This window comes from Micromonospora sp. C28ISP2-4 (assembly GCF_030519385.1).
Classification (GTDB): domain Bacteria; phylum Actinomycetota; class Actinomycetes; order Mycobacteriales; family Micromonosporaceae; genus Micromonospora; species Micromonospora tulbaghiae.
Window position 1 is genome coordinate 690,139 of record NZ_JAUMKG010000002.1, and the last position, 14,860, is coordinate 704,998.

Annotated in this window: 11 protein-coding genes and 2 pseudogenes; 6 read left to right on the forward strand and 7 right to left on the reverse strand. The window is 75.1% G+C overall.

What is annotated here, in order from left to right; all coding sequences use genetic code 11:
* Positions 1-5: 5 nt before the first annotated feature.
* Together proB and Q3W68_RS12050 are read left to right on the forward strand one after the other, a co-directional pair.
* Positions 6-1,163, forward strand: coding sequence for a glutamate 5-kinase (proB, locus tag Q3W68_RS12045; protein WP_013288683.1), 1,158 nt, complete (start codon positions 6-8; stop codon positions 1,161-1,163).
* 75 nt (positions 1,164-1,238) lie between these two features.
* Complete coding sequence (locus tag Q3W68_RS12050) at positions 1,239-2,480, forward strand: glutamate-5-semialdehyde dehydrogenase (protein ID WP_302905468.1); 1,242 nt, start codon at positions 1,239-1,241, stop codon at positions 2,478-2,480.
* A gap of 609 nt (positions 2,481-3,089) precedes the next feature.
* On the opposite strand, the pseudogene Q3W68_RS28305 reads toward Q3W68_RS12050, so the two are convergent.
* The 6 genes and pseudogenes from Q3W68_RS28305 to Q3W68_RS12080 all read right to left on the reverse strand — a co-directional run.
* Positions 3,090-3,920: pseudogene (locus Q3W68_RS28305) on the reverse strand (prenyltransferase/squalene oxidase repeat-containing protein); the annotation flags it as partial.
* Positions 3,921-4,065: 145 nt separating this feature from the next.
* On the reverse strand, positions 4,066-5,313 hold the full coding sequence (moeZ, locus tag Q3W68_RS12060) for an adenylyltransferase/sulfurtransferase MoeZ (RefSeq protein WP_302905470.1): 1,248 nt from the start codon (positions 5,311-5,313) through the stop codon (positions 4,066-4,068).
* Between the two features lie 41 nt (positions 5,314-5,354).
* Positions 5,355-6,182 carry a DUF3152 domain-containing protein gene (locus tag Q3W68_RS12065; protein WP_302905471.1) on the reverse strand — a complete coding sequence of 276 codons (828 nt, stop codon included), beginning with the start codon at positions 6,180-6,182 and terminating at the stop codon, positions 5,355-5,357.
* Between the two features lie 78 nt (positions 6,183-6,260).
* Complete coding sequence (locus Q3W68_RS12070) at positions 6,261-7,124, reverse strand: DUF3152 domain-containing protein (protein WP_302905472.1); 864 nt, start codon at positions 7,122-7,124, stop codon at positions 6,261-6,263.
* A gap of 5 nt (positions 7,125-7,129) precedes the next feature.
* Entirely contained in the window at positions 7,130-8,128 is a 999-nt protein-coding gene (locus Q3W68_RS12075) for an alpha/beta fold hydrolase (RefSeq protein WP_302905473.1), read from the reverse strand.
* 40 nt (positions 8,129-8,168) lie between these two features.
* The gene (locus Q3W68_RS12080) at positions 8,169-11,039 is read right to left on the reverse strand and encodes a hypothetical protein (protein WP_302905474.1); all 2,871 of its coding nucleotides are present in this window, start codon (positions 11,037-11,039) and stop codon (positions 8,169-8,171) included.
* A gap of 149 nt (positions 11,040-11,188) precedes the next feature.
* Here Q3W68_RS12080 and Q3W68_RS12085 point away from each other — a divergent pair, with 149 nt between their 5' ends.
* Positions 11,189-11,827: a TetR/AcrR family transcriptional regulator gene (locus Q3W68_RS12085; protein ID WP_013288691.1), complete on the forward strand. Its 639-nt coding sequence runs from the start codon at positions 11,189-11,191 to the stop codon at positions 11,825-11,827.
* A 65-nt stretch (positions 11,828-11,892) separates the two neighbouring features.
* Complete coding sequence (locus Q3W68_RS12090) at positions 11,893-12,120, forward strand: DUF3107 domain-containing protein (protein ID WP_013288692.1); 228 nt, start codon at positions 11,893-11,895, stop codon at positions 12,118-12,120.
* Positions 12,121-12,165: 45 nt separating this feature from the next.
* On the opposite strand, the pseudogene Q3W68_RS12095 reads toward Q3W68_RS12090, so the two are convergent.
* Positions 12,166-12,745 (reverse strand): annotated as a pseudogene (locus tag Q3W68_RS12095) (ferritin-like fold-containing protein).
* On the opposite strand from Q3W68_RS12095, the gene Q3W68_RS12100 reads away from it, so the two are divergent.
* Together Q3W68_RS12100 and Q3W68_RS12105 are read left to right on the forward strand one after the other, a co-directional pair.
* Positions 12,647-12,877 carry a hypothetical protein gene (locus Q3W68_RS12100; protein ID WP_302905707.1) on the forward strand — a complete coding sequence of 77 codons (231 nt, stop codon included), beginning with the start codon at positions 12,647-12,649 and terminating at the stop codon, positions 12,875-12,877. The pseudogene Q3W68_RS12095 and the gene Q3W68_RS12100 sit on opposite strands and share 99 nt — an antisense overlap.
* A gap of 252 nt (positions 12,878-13,129) precedes the next feature.
* Positions 13,130-14,794, forward strand: a complete 1,665-nt coding sequence (locus tag Q3W68_RS12105) for a DEAD/DEAH box helicase (protein ID WP_302905475.1) — start codon at positions 13,130-13,132, stop codon at positions 14,792-14,794.
* The last annotated feature ends 66 nt before the right edge of the window (positions 14,795-14,860 follow it).

Genomic DNA, 14,860 nt, shown 5'->3' on the forward strand with positions numbered 1-14,860 from the left:
ACGATATGGGAACGCGCCGCGGCGCGGCAGACCGCAGCGCGCAGAATGGTCGGGTGCGCGAAGCAGTCACCTCGGCCCGGCGGATCGTGGTCAAGATCGGTTCGTCCTCGCTGACCACCGCGACGGGCGGCCTCGACGACGCCCGGGTCGACGCGCTCGTCGACACCCTCGGCGGCCTGGCCGCCTCCGGACGCGAGGTGGTGCTGGTCTCCTCCGGCGCGATCGCCGCCGGGCTCGCCCCGCTGCGGCTGCCCCGGCGCCCGCGCGACCTGGCCACCCAGCAGGCCGCCGCCAGCGTCGGCCAGGGCCTCCTGATCGGCCGGTACGCGGCCGCGTTCGCCCGACACGGCCGCACCGTCGGGCAGGTGCTGCTCACGGTGGACGACGTGACCCGGCGGGCGCACTACCGCAACGCGTACCGGACGCTGCGCAAGCTGCTCGACCTGCACGCCGTGCCGATCGTCAACGAGAACGACACGGTGGCCACCGAGGAGATCCGGTTCGGCGACAACGACCGCCTGGCCGCGCTCGTCGCCGCGCTCGTCGACGCCGACCTGCTGGTGCTGCTCTCCGACGTCGACGCGCTCTGGACCGGCGACCCGGCCCGCCCCGGCAGCACCCGGATCACCGAGGTGCACGGCGAGGGCGATCTCGCGGGCGTGGACGTGGGCGGGGCCGGTCGCGCCGGGGTGGGCACCGGCGGCATGGTGACGAAGGTCGAGGCGGCCCGCATCGCCACCGGGTTCGGCATCCCGGTGGTGCTCACCGCCGCGCCGCTGGCCGCGCCGGCGCTGGCCGGGGAGCCGGTCGGCACGTACTTCCACCCGAGCAGCCGCCGCCCCGCCGCCCGTCTGTTCTGGCTGGCGCACGCCACCGCCCCCCGCGGCCGGCTGCACCTCGACCCGGGCGCGGTGCAGGCGGTGGTCGGCCGACGCAAGTCACTGCTGCCCGCCGGCATCACCGCCGTCGACGGCGCGTTCACCGCCGGAGACCCGGTGGACCTGGTCGACACCGCGGGCGCGCCGGTGGCCCGGGGCCTGGTCAACTACGACGCGGTGGAGCTGCCCGGCCTGCTCGGCCGGTCCACCTCCGAACTCGCCGCGGCGCTCGGCCCGGCGTACGAACGTGAGGTCGTCCACCGCGACGACCTGGTCCTGCTGTAAGCAAGGGCCCCTTATTAACAGACGTCTGTTAATAAGGGGCCCCTCCTTAAAAAAACCTCCGAAGGAGTACGCACGATGAGCGTCGTCGAGCAGGCCCGGCGAGCCCGGGACGCGGCGGAAGCACTGGCCACGGCCACCCGTACCGTCAAGGACGCCGCGCTGCACGCGATGGCCGACGCGCTCGTGGCGCGTACCCCGGAGGTCCTGGCGGCGAACGCGGCGGACCTGGCGGCCGGGCGCGACGCCGGACTGTCGGCGGCGGTGCTGGACCGGCTCGCGCTCGACGAGGGCCGGGTGGTGGCCATCGCCGACGCGCTGCGCCAGATGGCCGCGCTGCCCGACCCGGTGGGTGAGGTGGTACGCGGCTCGACGCTGCCGAACGGCCTGGAGCTGCGTCAGGTGCGGGTGCCGTTCGGGGTGGTCGGGATCGTCTACGAGGGGCGGCCGAACGTGACAGTCGACGCCGCCGGGATCTGCCTGAAGTCCGGGAACGCGGCGCTGCTGCGCGGCTCCTCGTCGGCCGCGCACTCCAACGCGGCGCTGGTCGCGGTGCTGCGCGACGCGGTCTCCGGCGCCGGCCTGCCGGCGGACGCGGTGCAGCTGCTCGACTCCAGCACGCGCGACTCGGTCAAGGAGCTGATGCGCGCCCGCGGCCTGGTCGACGTGCTGATCCCGCGCGGCGGCGCGTCGCTGATCCGCGCCGTCGTCGAGGAGTCGACGGTGCCGGTGATCGAGACCGGCGTGGGCAACTGCCACGTCTACGTGGACGCCGCCGCCGACCTCGGCAAGGCCCTGGCGATCACGCTGAACGCCAAGACCCAGCGCCTGTCCACCTGCAACACCGCCGAGTCGCTGCTGGTGCACCGCGACGTCGCGGACGCGTTCCTGCCGGCGGTGCTGGCCGCGTTCGCCGACGCCGGGGTGACAGTGCACGGCACGCCCGCTGTCGCCGCCCACTCCGACGCGGTGGTGCCGGCCACCGACGAGGACTTCGGCACCGAGTACCTCTCCGCCGACATCTCCGTCGCGGTGGTCGACTCGCTCGACGCGGCGGTCGCGCACATCCGCCGGTACGGCACCGGCCACACCGAGGCGATCGTCACCGACTCGCAGCGGACGGCCCGTGAGTTCGTGGCCCGGGTGGACGCCGCCGCGGTCATGGTCAACGCGTCCACCCGGTTCACCGACGGCGGCGAGTTCGGTTTCGGCGCGGAGATCGGCATCTCGACGCAGAAGCTGCACGCGCGCGGGCCGATGGGCCTGCCGGAGCTGACCAGCACCAAGTACGTGGTGACCGGCGACGGTCACCTGCGCTGACCCGATCTGGCTTCTGACGCCACCACCTCGTCCTGCTGCTCGGGGCGGCCGCCAGCTCGGGGAAGTGGGGCCATCCCAGAGCCTCCGATGCCACCATCTCCCCGAACTGGTGTTGATCATTGGCCCGGGCTACGCGAGCTGGAGTGGATCACCGTCTGCTGGCGCGGTGGGGTCGACCGGCGGGGTTGTGCCGGGCTGCGGCGGTGACGCGATCGTCGGGGCCGTGGGCGCCGGTGGCGGCGTGGCGAGCGGAGGCAACCCGGGGGCCACCGAAGCGGCTGGTGGCACCGCAACCGCCGGAGGCCGAACGGGCAGAACCGGGCCGGGCGGCAGGTCCGGCACCGAATGCGCAGCCGGCCCGGCGCTCTCGTCCGGGAGCAGATCGGGCGTGACGATCCAGGCGGACCACGGCCCCTGCCCGTTATCCGGACCGGCTGACACGTCAACACCGGCCGACGGATCAGGCGCTGTCCCCGATCCGGACGTGGCATCCGGTCCGACGTCCGGACGGCGCGGGCGCGGGGCCGGCGCCGCGGGCGGCGGGGGCAACTCGGCGGTCTGCGGCACCACGAACGGCGCTCCGGACACCGGGGCCTCGGGTGTGTTCGGGCGGCACGCGCGGATCGCCCGCAGCGTGGTGTGCACGTCGAACTGGTGGCCGTCGTCGCTGTCCCAGCCGCCGTCGCTGCGCTGGGTCTCGGCGAGCCGCCTGCGCGCGGACACCAGCAGCCACTGCTCCTCACCCACGTCGACGCGGCGCAGCGTGGCGGCCAGCCACGCCACGTCGGCCGGGGACATCCGGAGGATCCGGTCGGCCAGCACCGCCTGGATGCGCGCCGACTCGTAGTACATCTGCTGGCGGTGCAGCACCGCCGCGGCGAGCCAGCCGGCGGGCAGGAAGGACGGCCAGCTTCCGTCCGGCGCGAGCCGCGCGGCGAGCGCCTGCGCCGCCGCCTGCACCACACCGGCGTACGCGCCGCCGACCCGGTGGTCCAGCGGCCCGGCGGCCCGGGCGTCGAGTCCGGCCACCGTGAGCCAGAACCCGGCGTTGGCGGTCTGGTAGAGCCGGGCCTCGGGGTCGCCCGGGGTGGCCCACTCGGGGGCGAGCCCGGCCAGCGACGGGTCCTCGTCCCAGCCGCCGTCGGGCAGTTGCCGGGCGGCCAGCCAATCCAGCGCGTGCCGGGCGGCCGGGCGGCCCAGCGCGCCGAGGTCGTCCAGCTCGGCCAGGCGGAAGCAGGTGGCGTCGACGGAGGCGACCTCGCCGTCGAGGACGGCCGGCCAGCCACCGCCCGGCGCCTGCCCGGCCTCGGCGGCGTCGAGCACGTCTGGCGGCACCGGAGCGCCGGAGCGCAGCCGGGAGAGGCGGGCGCGGTCCACCGCGTCACCGTGAGCGACGACGAATCCGATCGCCGCGTCCAAGTCGACCACGGCACTGACGGTACTGGTACGGCCGAAGTTACGCCTCGGTAGCTCGGTCAGGACCACCCGGCCCAGCGGTCGCCGCGATCGGGCGTATGCCCACGCCAGCGGCCCCGGAGAGCGCGACGGGCCCGCCCGGAACGCCGGGCGGGCCCATCGACACGACTCAGTACGAAGGCAGCGACGGGTCGATCTGCTTGACCCAGGAGAGCACGCCGCCCTGGACGTGCACCGCGTCGGAGAACCCGGCCGCCTTCAGCGCGGCCAGCGCCTCGGCGGAGCGGACGCCGGACTTGCAGTGCAGCACGATCTGCCGGTCCTGCGGGAACTTCGCCAGCGCCTCGCCGGACAGGATCTCGCCCTTGGGGATGAGCGTCGAGCCGGGAATCCGGACGATCTCGTACTCGGCGGGCTCACGCACGTCGACCAGGAAGATGTCCTTGCCGGAGTCCTGCCAGTCCTTCAGCTCCAGCGCCGTGATGGTCGAGTCGACCACCGCCTCCTGCGCCTCGTCGGAGACCGCGCCGCAGAAGTCCTCGTAGTCCTCCATCAGGTCGGTGAGGGTCGGGTTCTCGCCGCAGAGCACGCAGTTCGGGTCCTTGCGGACCTTGATCTTGCGGTAGCTCATCTCCAGGGCGTCGTAGACGATCAGCCGGCCGACGAGCGGCTCACCGATGCCGGCGAGCAGCTTGATCGCCTCGTTGACCTGGATCGACCCGATCGACGCGCAGAGCACGCCGAGCACGCCGCCCTCGGCGCAGGACGGGACCATGCCGGGCGGCGGGGGCTCCGGGTAGAGGCAGCGGTAGCAGGGGCCGTGCTCGGCCCAGAACACCGACGCCTGGCCGTCGAAGCGGTAGATCGAACCCCAGACGTACGGCTTGCCGAGCAGCACCGCCGCGTCGTTGACCATGTAGCGGGTGGCGAAGTTGTCGGTGCCGTCGACGATCAGGTCGTACCGGGAGAAGATGTCCCGGACGTTCTCCCGGTCCAGCGCGGTGTTGTGGATCTCCACGTTGACCAGCGGGTTGATCTCGCGGATCGACGCCGCGGCCGACTCGGCCTTGGACCGGCCCACGTCGGAGACGCCGTGGATGACCTGGCGCTGGAGGTTCGACTCGTCGACGGTGTCGAAGTCGATGATGCCGAGCGTGCCGACACCGGCCGCGGCGAGGTAGAGCAGCGCCGGCGAGCCGAGGCCACCGGCGCCGACACAGAGCACCCGGGCGTTCTTCAGCCGCTTCTGGCCCTCCACCCCGACGTCCGGGATGATCAGGTGGCGCGAGTAGCGGCGGATCTCGTCTACGGTCAGCTCGGCGGCGGGTTCGACGAGCGGGGGCAACGACACGGTGGACTCCCCGGGATCGGCGGTGTGACCGCGCCATTGTCGCTCGCCCGGGCGGGGATCGGCCATGATGAGGGACACTCGGCCCGAACTGCGGGACCGGGAATAACTCAGACGCCGTCGGTGGGCTCGCCTTCGTACCGGACGCCGCCGACGTACGGCCAGGCGTTGGGCAGGCAGCCGTCCAGCCCGTACGTCTGCTGCTGCATCACCGGGGCGGGCGCGCCGGGCTCGGGGCACGCCTGGTGCAGCTCGCCGAACTCATGCCCGACCTCGTGGTTGATCACGTACGTGCGGTAGACCTCCAGCGGGGCGCCGTAGTCGGGCACCGCCGTCATCCACCGGGCCAGGTTCAGCACGACCCGGCCGGGCAGCCGGCAGGAGGTGTAGCGGTCGGTGCGCAGGCCGCCCTCGGCACACATCCGCTCGGAGGTGACAGGGGTGGCGAGGTAGACGGTGAAGTCGGCGGCGGCCGCCTCGGGCACTCGCTGCACCCGCAGGTCACCGGACGCGATCCAGCTGCGCGGGTCACCCAGTACCGCGTCCACGGTGGCGGCGAACTCGTCGGCGTCCTGCCCCGTACCCTGCTCGACCTCGACCCGGTAGCGGCGCAGCGGGCCCTCCTGTCCGCGTACCGGAGACCGGCTCTGGGCCACCGCGAACGTGCCGGGGCCGGCGGTGGGATAGCCGGTCGGCGCCGGGGCCGGGACGTCGGCCTCGGCGGCGCCGCGCGCCAGCGACGGTTCGGCGGCGAGCGACGTCCCACCGTGCCCGGACGGCGGCGCGTTCAGCCGGGTGATGCCGACCGCGCCGCCGACGGCCGCGAGCAGCATCGCCAGCAGCAGCACCGAGCGGCGGCGCCGCCGGCGCATCCGGCGCAGGGTGGGACGCTCGGGCTGCGGCGCGGCGGGGTTGTCGTAAGGGGACGACGACGTCATGTGCTCAGCGTGCCACGCAATTCGGGCATTTAGCTGCTTTTGCCGCCCATGCCGCGAATGTTCTTCACAAAACGGCGCTCAGAGAGCCGGTCCGGTGTACCGCTTCCCGCCCACGTAGGGCCACGGGTTCGGCCGGCAGCCCTTGAGGAAGAGCGTCTGCTGCTGCATCACCGGCGCCGCCCGGCCCGCGCCGGGGCACCCCTCGTGCCGGTGCCCGAGCTGGTGACCCACCTCGTGGTTGACCACGTAGAGCCGGTAGTCGTCCAGCGGCATCCCGGCGGCGACCAGGTGCGGCGCCGAGGTCCGCCACCGGTCCAGGTTGATCACCACCTTGCCCGGCACCCGGCACGACGTGTACGGCACGCCGCCCACCCGGATGTTGATCCCGCCCGCCCCGCACAGCCGCCCCGCCGTATCCCGCGTGGCCAGGTAGATCGTGAAGTCGTACCGGTCGCCCGGACCGACCCGCTGCAACCGCAGCTTGCCGCCGTCGACCCAGCTGCCCGGGCCGGCCAGCGCCCGCTGCACCGCCTCACCGAAGGCGAGGACGTCCTCGCCGGAGCCGTTCTCCACCGCCACCCGGTAGCGGCGCACCGTCCCCGAGCGGCCGAGCACGCCGCTGGTCCGCTCGTCGTACGCGAAGGTGCCCCGGCCCTTCGCCGGCCCCGGGCCGGACAGCGTCAGCACCGGCGCGGCCGGCGAGCTGGGCGTCACCGGTGGCGGCGGCGAGACGCTCGGCGTGGACGGCGCCTGCGTGGGGGCCGGAGGCTGGGCGACGAACCCGTCGGTGACCCGGGTCCCCGCGCCCGCCGACGGCAGCTGCACCGCCACACCGACACCGACAGCGGCGGCGGCGACGAAGGCGCAGACCACGAGCGCGGTGCGCCAGTGACGGAACGAGGAACGGGAGCGGGCGGCGCGAGGACGACGGGAGCTGGGCATCCCGCTCAGCCTGCCATGTCACGCTCCGTTCCGCTCTCCCCCATGCCGGTGGTGAGCGACGGTGTCGCCTCGGCGAGCAGCCCCAGCACCGCCCGCGCCACGGTCCGGGGCACCTCCAGCTGGGCCACGTGCCCGACGCCGTCGAGCATCAGCAGCCGGCTGTCCGGGATGACCCGGGCGGCCTGCGGCGCCACCCGCACGTCGACCAGCCGGTCCTGCCGCCCGCCCACCACGAGCGTGGGCGCCCGCACCGCCGCCGCCTGCCGCCACAGCGCGCCCTCCCCCGGCAGGTACGAGCGCAGGAAGCTGCCCACCAGGCCCCGGAACGTCCGCACGTATGCGGCGGCGTAGTGGGCCGCCTCGTACCGGACCCGGATCTCGTCGATCGCCTCCTGCCGGCGCTGCTCGCTGATCCGGGTCAGGTCCGCCACGCACGCCTCCATCACCTGCTGCGCCGTCACCTCCGGGCTGAACTGGGCCAGCCGCCAGGCGGCCAGCCGTTCGCCCCGGGGGATCGCCAGCAGCGGGAGCATCCGCCCCTGCAACGAACGCCGGAAGTCGAGGAACGGCAGGGCGGGCGAGACCAGGGTCAGCGTGCGGACCAGGTCGGGGCGCAGCGCCGCCACCCGGACCGAGATCGCGCCACCGAGCGAGTTGCCGAACAGGTGCACCGGCCCCCGGTCGCTGTGCTCGATCCAGCGGATCACCCGCTCGGCGAACGCCGGGATGGTGTAGCGCGGCCCGGGCTCGCTGCGCCCGAACCCGGGCAGGTCGATCGCCTGACCGTCGAGCCGGTCGGCGAGCAGGCCGGCCAGGTCGGTCCAGTTCTGCGCCGACCCGCCGAGCCCGTGCACGTACAGCGCGGGCTCCGCGCCGGGAGCGGTGGCCGGGGTGTCGCGGACGTGCACGAGTGTGCCGTCGAGGCGTACGTGCCGGCCCGGCCAGGGCGGCGGGACGTGGTGTGCGGGAAGGCTGTGCTCCGGCCAGAGTGCAGCGCGTTTCATGTCTCCAGTCTCCCCCGCACGCCCCGCACCGCACACCGGCTCAGGAGAGCAGCGCCTCCAGCCGCCGGTTCACCGCCGCGAGCGTGGCCCGCACGACCGCCTGCCGGGGATCCCCGGCCACCAGCGCCGAACCGGCCAGCTGCTCCACCCAGCCGTCGCAGACCAGCAGCACCACCACCGTCGCGACCTCGCAGTTGCCGAACGGCACCACTGCGGCGTGCTCCACGAAGCACCGGCCCCGCTCACCGGCCGGGACGGCCCGGCCGAGCAACTCGTCCACCGCGGCGGCCGCTGCGACCGCGCAGAGCCGCAGCACGTACCCGTCGACCGCCGGACCGGTCGCGTGCCCCTCGGCCGTCCGGTCGCCCGCGACCAGGCGGACCTCGGTGGTGGCGTCCAGGCCGAACGTGCTCACCAGGACATGCTCGATCACCACCCGGGGACCCGGCACGCCGCCGGTGTCCAGCGGTCGCGACGGCGCGGTCTCCGTCGTGGTCATCTGCCCACCGGAGTACGACGTACCGAGCGTGACCGGGCTGCCGGTGGACATGCCGGTCGGCGCGGCGGCCAGCGACGTCTCGTCCACCGCGGCCCGGCCCCGATGGGTGGCCTGCCGGCGGCGGCGCGGCGGCTCGTCGCCGTCGGCCGGTGCCTCGGCCGGGCGCACGGCGCGGTCGGCGCCGAACCGCGCGTCGCCGGAGCGGTTCGCGGCTGGACGCGCCGGACCGGTCCGCGCCGGCATCTCGTCGCCGGCCGGTCCGGGCTCGTCGCCGCGAGGCGCCGGCACCTGGGTACGGGCGTCGCCCGGCTCGGACTGCGCGGCGTGGGCCTCGCCCGGTGCGGTGCGGGGCTGGCCCGGCGCGGACTGCGCCCCGGGTGCCCGGGTCTCGCCGGCGCGCGTCTCACCGGCGCGGTCCAGCCGGGCCGACCGGCGGCGCAGCGGGGCCGGCGGCGGCACGGCGGGCGCGCCGGGCAGGTTCTGCGGCGCGGCGGCCAGGCCCATCCGTTCCTGGAGCAGCCGGGCCACCACGCGGCTCACCTCGGCCGGGTCCGCGCCGTCGGCCAGGTCGAGCCGGAGGCTGTGCGCGCCGGCCGGGGTACGCCGCAGCGCGGCGTCGCGCACGCCCGCCACCTCGCGGACCGCGTCGAGGATCGCGTTGACGTCGAAGCCCTCCGGCCGCTCCTGCAGGGGTGCGGGTTCGTCGTCGCGGCGCAGATGGGTGGCGATGCGGGCGAGTTCGGGAGTCTCGGCGGACGGTTCCACTGCCGGTGGCTCCGGCACGACTGGCACGTCCGGTTCCGAGGGGACGCGCTGCGGCAGCACGGGGGACGGTTCCTCCGGTCGGGGCTCGGCGACCGCGTCGGCGGCCGGCACCGGTTCCGGTGCGGACCGGCGGGCCGCGTAGGGAGGGGCGCTCGTCGGGCGGGGCTCGGGTGTGCGGTCGAGACGTTGCGCGCCGCTCTGGGCGGGAACGCCTGAGGTCGGCGGGGCGGTGGCAGCCGCTTCGGCGGGCGGCGCCGGGGCGTATCCACCGGCCGGGGCGGGCGGGGCGCTCGTCGGCACCGGACCGGTGGGCGTGCTCAGCGGTGCGACAGGCACCGGCGGCCCGGCCCAGGAGGGCCGTTCGTAGCCGTGCGGCGGCTCGGCGTCGCCCCGGGGCAGCCGGAACGGCCGGGTCGGCTCGGGCGTCGGCTCCGGCGCGGCCGGCGGCTCGTACCGGCGGACCGGTTCCGGCCCGGCGGTCGGCTCGTACTGACGGGGCGCCTCGGACTCGGCGGACGGCGGGTACTGCCGCGTCGCCTCCGGCCCCGGTGCCGGCTCGGCGCGCAGCGGCTCGTACGGCCGTACCTGCTCGGGCCGGGGGGGCTCGTAGGCGGCGGGCGGCTCGACGCGGGCCGGCTCGTACGGCCGCACCGGCTCGGGCGCCCACTCGGCCGCGCGGTCCTCGCGGGCGGTGCGGTGGGCGGCGCTGTCGTCCGCCCACTCCCGCCGCTCGGCGGCGGGCTCCTCGGCGCGGCGGTCCGGTGGCTCCTCCGTGCCCCGGACCGGCGGCTCCTCGGCCCGGCGGGCCGGCGGCTCGTCGGTGCGGGCCCACGGCGGGGCCCAGCCGTCACCCCAGCTCGGGCGGTTCCAGGACGGCCCCGACCAGTCCGGCTCACCGGCCGCCGGGTCGTCGGCCGCCGGGATCCCGGCCGCTGCCCGCGGCTCGGCGGTGGCCGCCCGGCCCTCGGGCGGGTGGACCTCGCCCGGTGCGTGCTCCGGCCGGTTCGCAGCCGGCTGCCGGGTGACGGGCCGGTCGGCCCAGCCCCGGGACAGCGACGGGGTGGACTCGGTGTTCGGCGCGTGGAAGCCCGGCGGCACCTCGAAACCGGAGGCGGCGGCGCCGACCGGCGGGACCTGGAGCGCCGGTGGCGCGGAGGTCGGCCCGGTCTCGGCCCAGCGGGGGGCCCGGGCGGCCGGGTCGTCGGCGGCGTGCCGGGAACCGGCGTCCCCCGGGTCGGTCGGCTGCTCGATCGTCGACGCCGGGCGCGGGGCCGGTACGGCCAGCCGTTCGCCGTCGGTGGGCCGGGGCGGCTCGTCCGCGGGCGGGGCACTGACCGGCGCCTGGCGGGTCACTGGCGACTCCTCCCCGGCGTGGTGCACGCCGTTGACGTGGCGGCCGTTGACGCGGCCCGGTTCCGGCGCGGAGTGGCCGGGCAGCGGGGCCGGCAGGTCGCCGTGCCGGGGCGAGGAGGCGGCCCAGCCGCCGAGGTCGCCGTAGGGCCAGCCGCCGGGCGCCGGAGCGCCGCGGGACCAGCCGTTCGGCGGGGGCGCCCAACCGCCGCCGGTACGGGCCGGTTCGTCCTGCTGGCCCGTCCCGTCGCCGTGCTCTCCCGGGGTGGCGGCTCCGGGTTGCCCTGTTTCACTCACCGCGCGCTCCTTGGTCGCCCCCGCTGAGGCTACCGTGTGGTGACAGTGGCGATAAGTTACAGCGGCGGGCCAATTCCGCGACGGGTTCACGAACCCGGACCGGTTCGGGTGATACGTGCCGGCTCGTACGCAGATACTCGGAGGAACCGATGACCGCAGTGGGGAACGGTGCACAGACCGCCGGTCGGCCCACCCGCCTGCCCCGCTCGGCGCGCCGCAAGCAGCTGCTCGCCGCCGCTCAGGAGGTGTTCGTCGCGCAGGGCTACCACGCCGCCGCGATGGACGACATCGCCGAGCGCGCCGGTGTCTCCAAGCCGGTGCTCTACCAGCACTTCCCCGGGAAGATGGAGCTCTACCTCGCGCTGCTGGACACGCACTGTGACGCGATAGTGGCCAATGTGCAGGACGCGATGAGCGGCACCAACGACAACAAGGAGCGCGTCGGCGCCGCGGTGCGCGCGTACTTCGACTTCGTCGACCACGAGAGCGAGGCGTTCCGGCTGGTCTTCGAGTCGGACCTGCGCAACGACCCGGCGGTGCGGCAGCGGGTGGAGCGGGTCGAGCAGGGCTGCATCGCGGCCATCACCGACACGATCATCTCGGACACCGGGGTCAGCCGGTCGCACGCCGAGCTGCTCGCCTCGGGCCTGGTCGGCGCCGCCGAGACGGCCGCCCAGTTCTGGCTCGCCGGTGGCCGCCAGGTGCCCAAGGCGGAGGCCGAGGCGCTGGTCGCGGCCCTGTCCTGGCGCGGCATCGCCAGCTTCCCGCTGCAAGGTGAGTCAGCCTGAACATCGGGCCGCCGGATCGGATAGCCTTCCCACGGTGGCTTTTTCGCCCCAGTTGAGGAGGCACAGTGGAGGTCAAGATCGGCGTGCAGTACGCGCCGCGGGAGCTGGTCCTGGAGAGCGCGCAGTCGCCGGCCGAGATCGAGCAGATCGTGACCGACGCCTTCGCCAAGAGTGAGGGCACCCTCTCCCTGACCGACGAGAAGGGCCGGCGCGTGATCGTGCCGGTCGGCAAGGTCGCCTACGTCGAGATCGCCGAGGCGTCGCCTCGCGCGGTCGGGTTCACCGTTCGCTGATTCCCGCGGCACCGGCCGCCGTGGCGGGCCTCCCGCCACGGCGGCTCAGTTGTTCAACCCGACAGCCGTCATACGCGCGGCGTGCGCCTCGGTCAGCCGGCGCAGCAGCCCCGGCACGTCCCCGCCGGTCCGCGCGATCAACGCGACGAGGGCGCCCCGGTCGGCGGCGGCCACCCGGCCCGCCTGGGACAGCGCCTCGCCGAGCAGCCGCCGCGCCCACATCGACAGCCGCCCGGCGGCCCGGGGATCGGCCTCGACAGCGGCCCGGATCTCGGCGCCGGCGAACTCGGCGTACCGGGAGTCGTGCAGCACGTCGAGCAGCAGCGTCCGGCCCGTCCAGGCCGTCGGCGATCCCGCGCAGGAAGTCGTCGGTGATCGCGTCCCCCACGTACGCCTTCGTCACCGCCTCCGCCCAGTCCCGCGGCTCGGTCGAGTCGTGGTACGCCCGCAGCGCCTCGACGTAGGGGGCCATCGCCTCCTCCGGTGTGACGCCGCAGGCGGCGAGCCGGTCGGTGAGCCACCGGTAGTGCGCGATCTCGGTGGCGGCCATCTCGCTGAGGGCGGCGCGGCGGCGCAGGTCGGGCGCGAGGCGCGCGTCGGCGGCGAGGCGGTCGAACGCGAGCAGTTCGCCATAGGCGACGAGCCCGAACAGGTCGATCGCGGCGGGGTCGGCGGCCGTGGGATCGGCGGCGGCCGGGCGGGTCGTGGCGGGGTCGGGGGCGGGCACGAGCGCAGGCTACCGGCGTCACCGCTGTGACTCAAGTCACAACAATCTGCCCCGCGCGCACGGCCACCACCTGGGAATCGGGACGCCTCAGGGGCCGTTCAGGTAGGATGAGACAGTTGCCGTGGGCACCGAATCGGTCACTAGCTGATCAACGCCGGTCCCCGACGCGCGTGCGGCCCGGTCCGGCTCGGCGAAATCGCCCCTGACCGCGTGGCCCGCGCCACACCGATCGCGCCCTGAGGACCTGAGGGGCGCACCACGAGAGGGCACCCCCAAATCCATATGAGCGAGCAGATTTCCGGCCAGCCACTGGCCCCCACCGCTCCGGTCCCCCCGGAGGCACCCACGTTCGCCGCGCTCGGTGCGCGGCAGGAAACCGTCGAGGCGCTGGCCGCCGCCGGCATCACCCGCGCCTTCGCCATCCAGGAGTACGCGCTGCCGATCGCGCTGCGCGGCGTCGACCTGATCGGGCAGGCGCCGACCGGCACCGGCAAGACGCTCGGCTTCGGCATCCCGCTGCTGGAGCGGGTGTTCGCCCCGTCCGAGGGCAGCGACGGCGTCCCGCAGGCGCTGGTCGTCGTACCCACCCGTGAGCTGGGCATCCAGGTCGCCAAGGACCTCGACGCCGCGGGCCGTACCCGGGGCGTCCGGGTGCTGCCGATCTACGGCGGCGTCGCGTACGAGCCGCAGATCGAGGCGCTGCGCAAGGGCGTCGAGATCCTGGTCGGCACCCCGGGCCGCCTGCTGGACCTCCAGAAGCAGAAGCACCTGCGGCTCGACCGGGTCCGCGCGCTCGTCCTCGACGAGGCCGACCGCATGCTCGACCTGGGCTTCCTGGACGACGTCGAGAAGATCCTGGCGATGCTGCCGGAGGACCGGCAGACCATGCTGTTCTCGGCCACCATGCCGGACCCGATCGTCGCGCTGTCCCGGCGCTTCCTGCGCCGCCCGATGACCATCCACGCCGGGCACACCGCCGAGACCGGCCCGTCGCCGCAGACCAAGCAGCTCGCGTACCGCACGCACTCGCTGAACAAGGTCGAGATCGTGGCGCGCATCCTGCAGGCCGAGGGCCGCGGGCTGACCATGATCTTCACCCGTACCAAGCGGGCCGCCGACCGGGTCGCCGAGGACCTCGACTTCCGGGGTTTCGCCGTCGCCGCCGTGCACGGCGACCTCGGGCAGGGCGCACGCGAGCGGGCGCTGCGGGCGTTCCGGGCCGGCAAGATCGACACGCTGGTCGCGACCGACGTGGCGGCGCGGGGCATCGACGTCACGGGCGTCACGCACGTGATCAACTACGACTGCCCCGAGGACCAGGACACCTACACCCACCGCATCGGCCGTACCGGCCGGGCCGGAGCCACCGGTGTGGCTGTGACGTTCGTCGACTGGGACGACATGCCCCGCTGGCGGATCGTCGACAAGACGCTCGGGCTGGACATGCCCGAGCCGCCGGAGACGTACCACACCTCCGCGCACCTCTACACCGACCTGGACATCCCGACGGACGTCAGCGGCACGCTGCCGACCGCCGAGCGCACCCGCGCCGGTCTGTCCGCCGAGGTCGAGGAGGACCTGGGCGGCGGCGGCCGGTCGCGCCGGGGCGCGCGGCGCGGCGACAGCCGGGGCCGCGAGCGCGGTGACCGTGACCGTGACCGCGGTCGCGGCCGTGGCGGCGAGGGCGGTTCGTCCGCCGGTTCGCCCGCCGCGCAGGCCGACGCCGGGGACGACGAGACCGCGCGTACGCCGCGTCGGCGGCGTCGTCGCCGGGCCGGTGAGACGGTGGCCGGTGAGCCGACCGCGGTGATCGGCACCGAGGGCGCGGCCGAGACCGCCGCCGCACCGCAGCCCACGGAGGGCGAGGCGTCCACCAAGCCGCGTCGCCGTCGCCGCCGCCGCAGTGGCAGCACCGGCGCGCCCGCCGAGGCCACAAACGCCGACTGACGAACACCACGGATACGGCCTCCCGGACCCCGGTCCCGGAGGCCGTCCCCATCCCCGCCCCCTTCA

Excerpts from the sequence above, each read along its gene's own strand:
- proB (WP_013288683.1), top strand. The coding sequence starts at position 6 with ATGGGAACGCGCCGCGGCGCGGCAGACCGCAGCGCGCAGAATGGTCGG.
- Q3W68_RS12050 (WP_302905468.1), top strand. The coding sequence starts at position 1,239 with ATGAGCGTCGTCGAGCAGGCCCGGCGAGCCCGGGACGCGGCGGAAGCA.
- moeZ (WP_302905470.1), bottom strand. The coding sequence starts at position 5,313 with ATGGCCGATCCCCGCCCGGGCGAGCGACAATGGCGCGGTCACACCGCC.
- Q3W68_RS12065 (WP_302905471.1), bottom strand. The coding sequence starts at position 6,182 with ATGACGTCGTCGTCCCCTTACGACAACCCCGCCGCGCCGCAGCCCGAG.
- Q3W68_RS12070 (WP_302905472.1), bottom strand. The coding sequence starts at position 7,124 with ATGCCCAGCTCCCGTCGTCCTCGCGCCGCCCGCTCCCGTTCCTCGTTC.
- Q3W68_RS12075 (WP_302905473.1), bottom strand. The coding sequence starts at position 8,128 with ATGAAACGCGCTGCACTCTGGCCGGAGCACAGCCTTCCCGCACACCAC.
- Q3W68_RS12085 (WP_013288691.1), top strand. The coding sequence starts at position 11,189 with ATGACCGCAGTGGGGAACGGTGCACAGACCGCCGGTCGGCCCACCCGC.
- Q3W68_RS12105 (WP_302905475.1), top strand. The coding sequence starts at position 13,130 with ATGAGCGAGCAGATTTCCGGCCAGCCACTGGCCCCCACCGCTCCGGTC.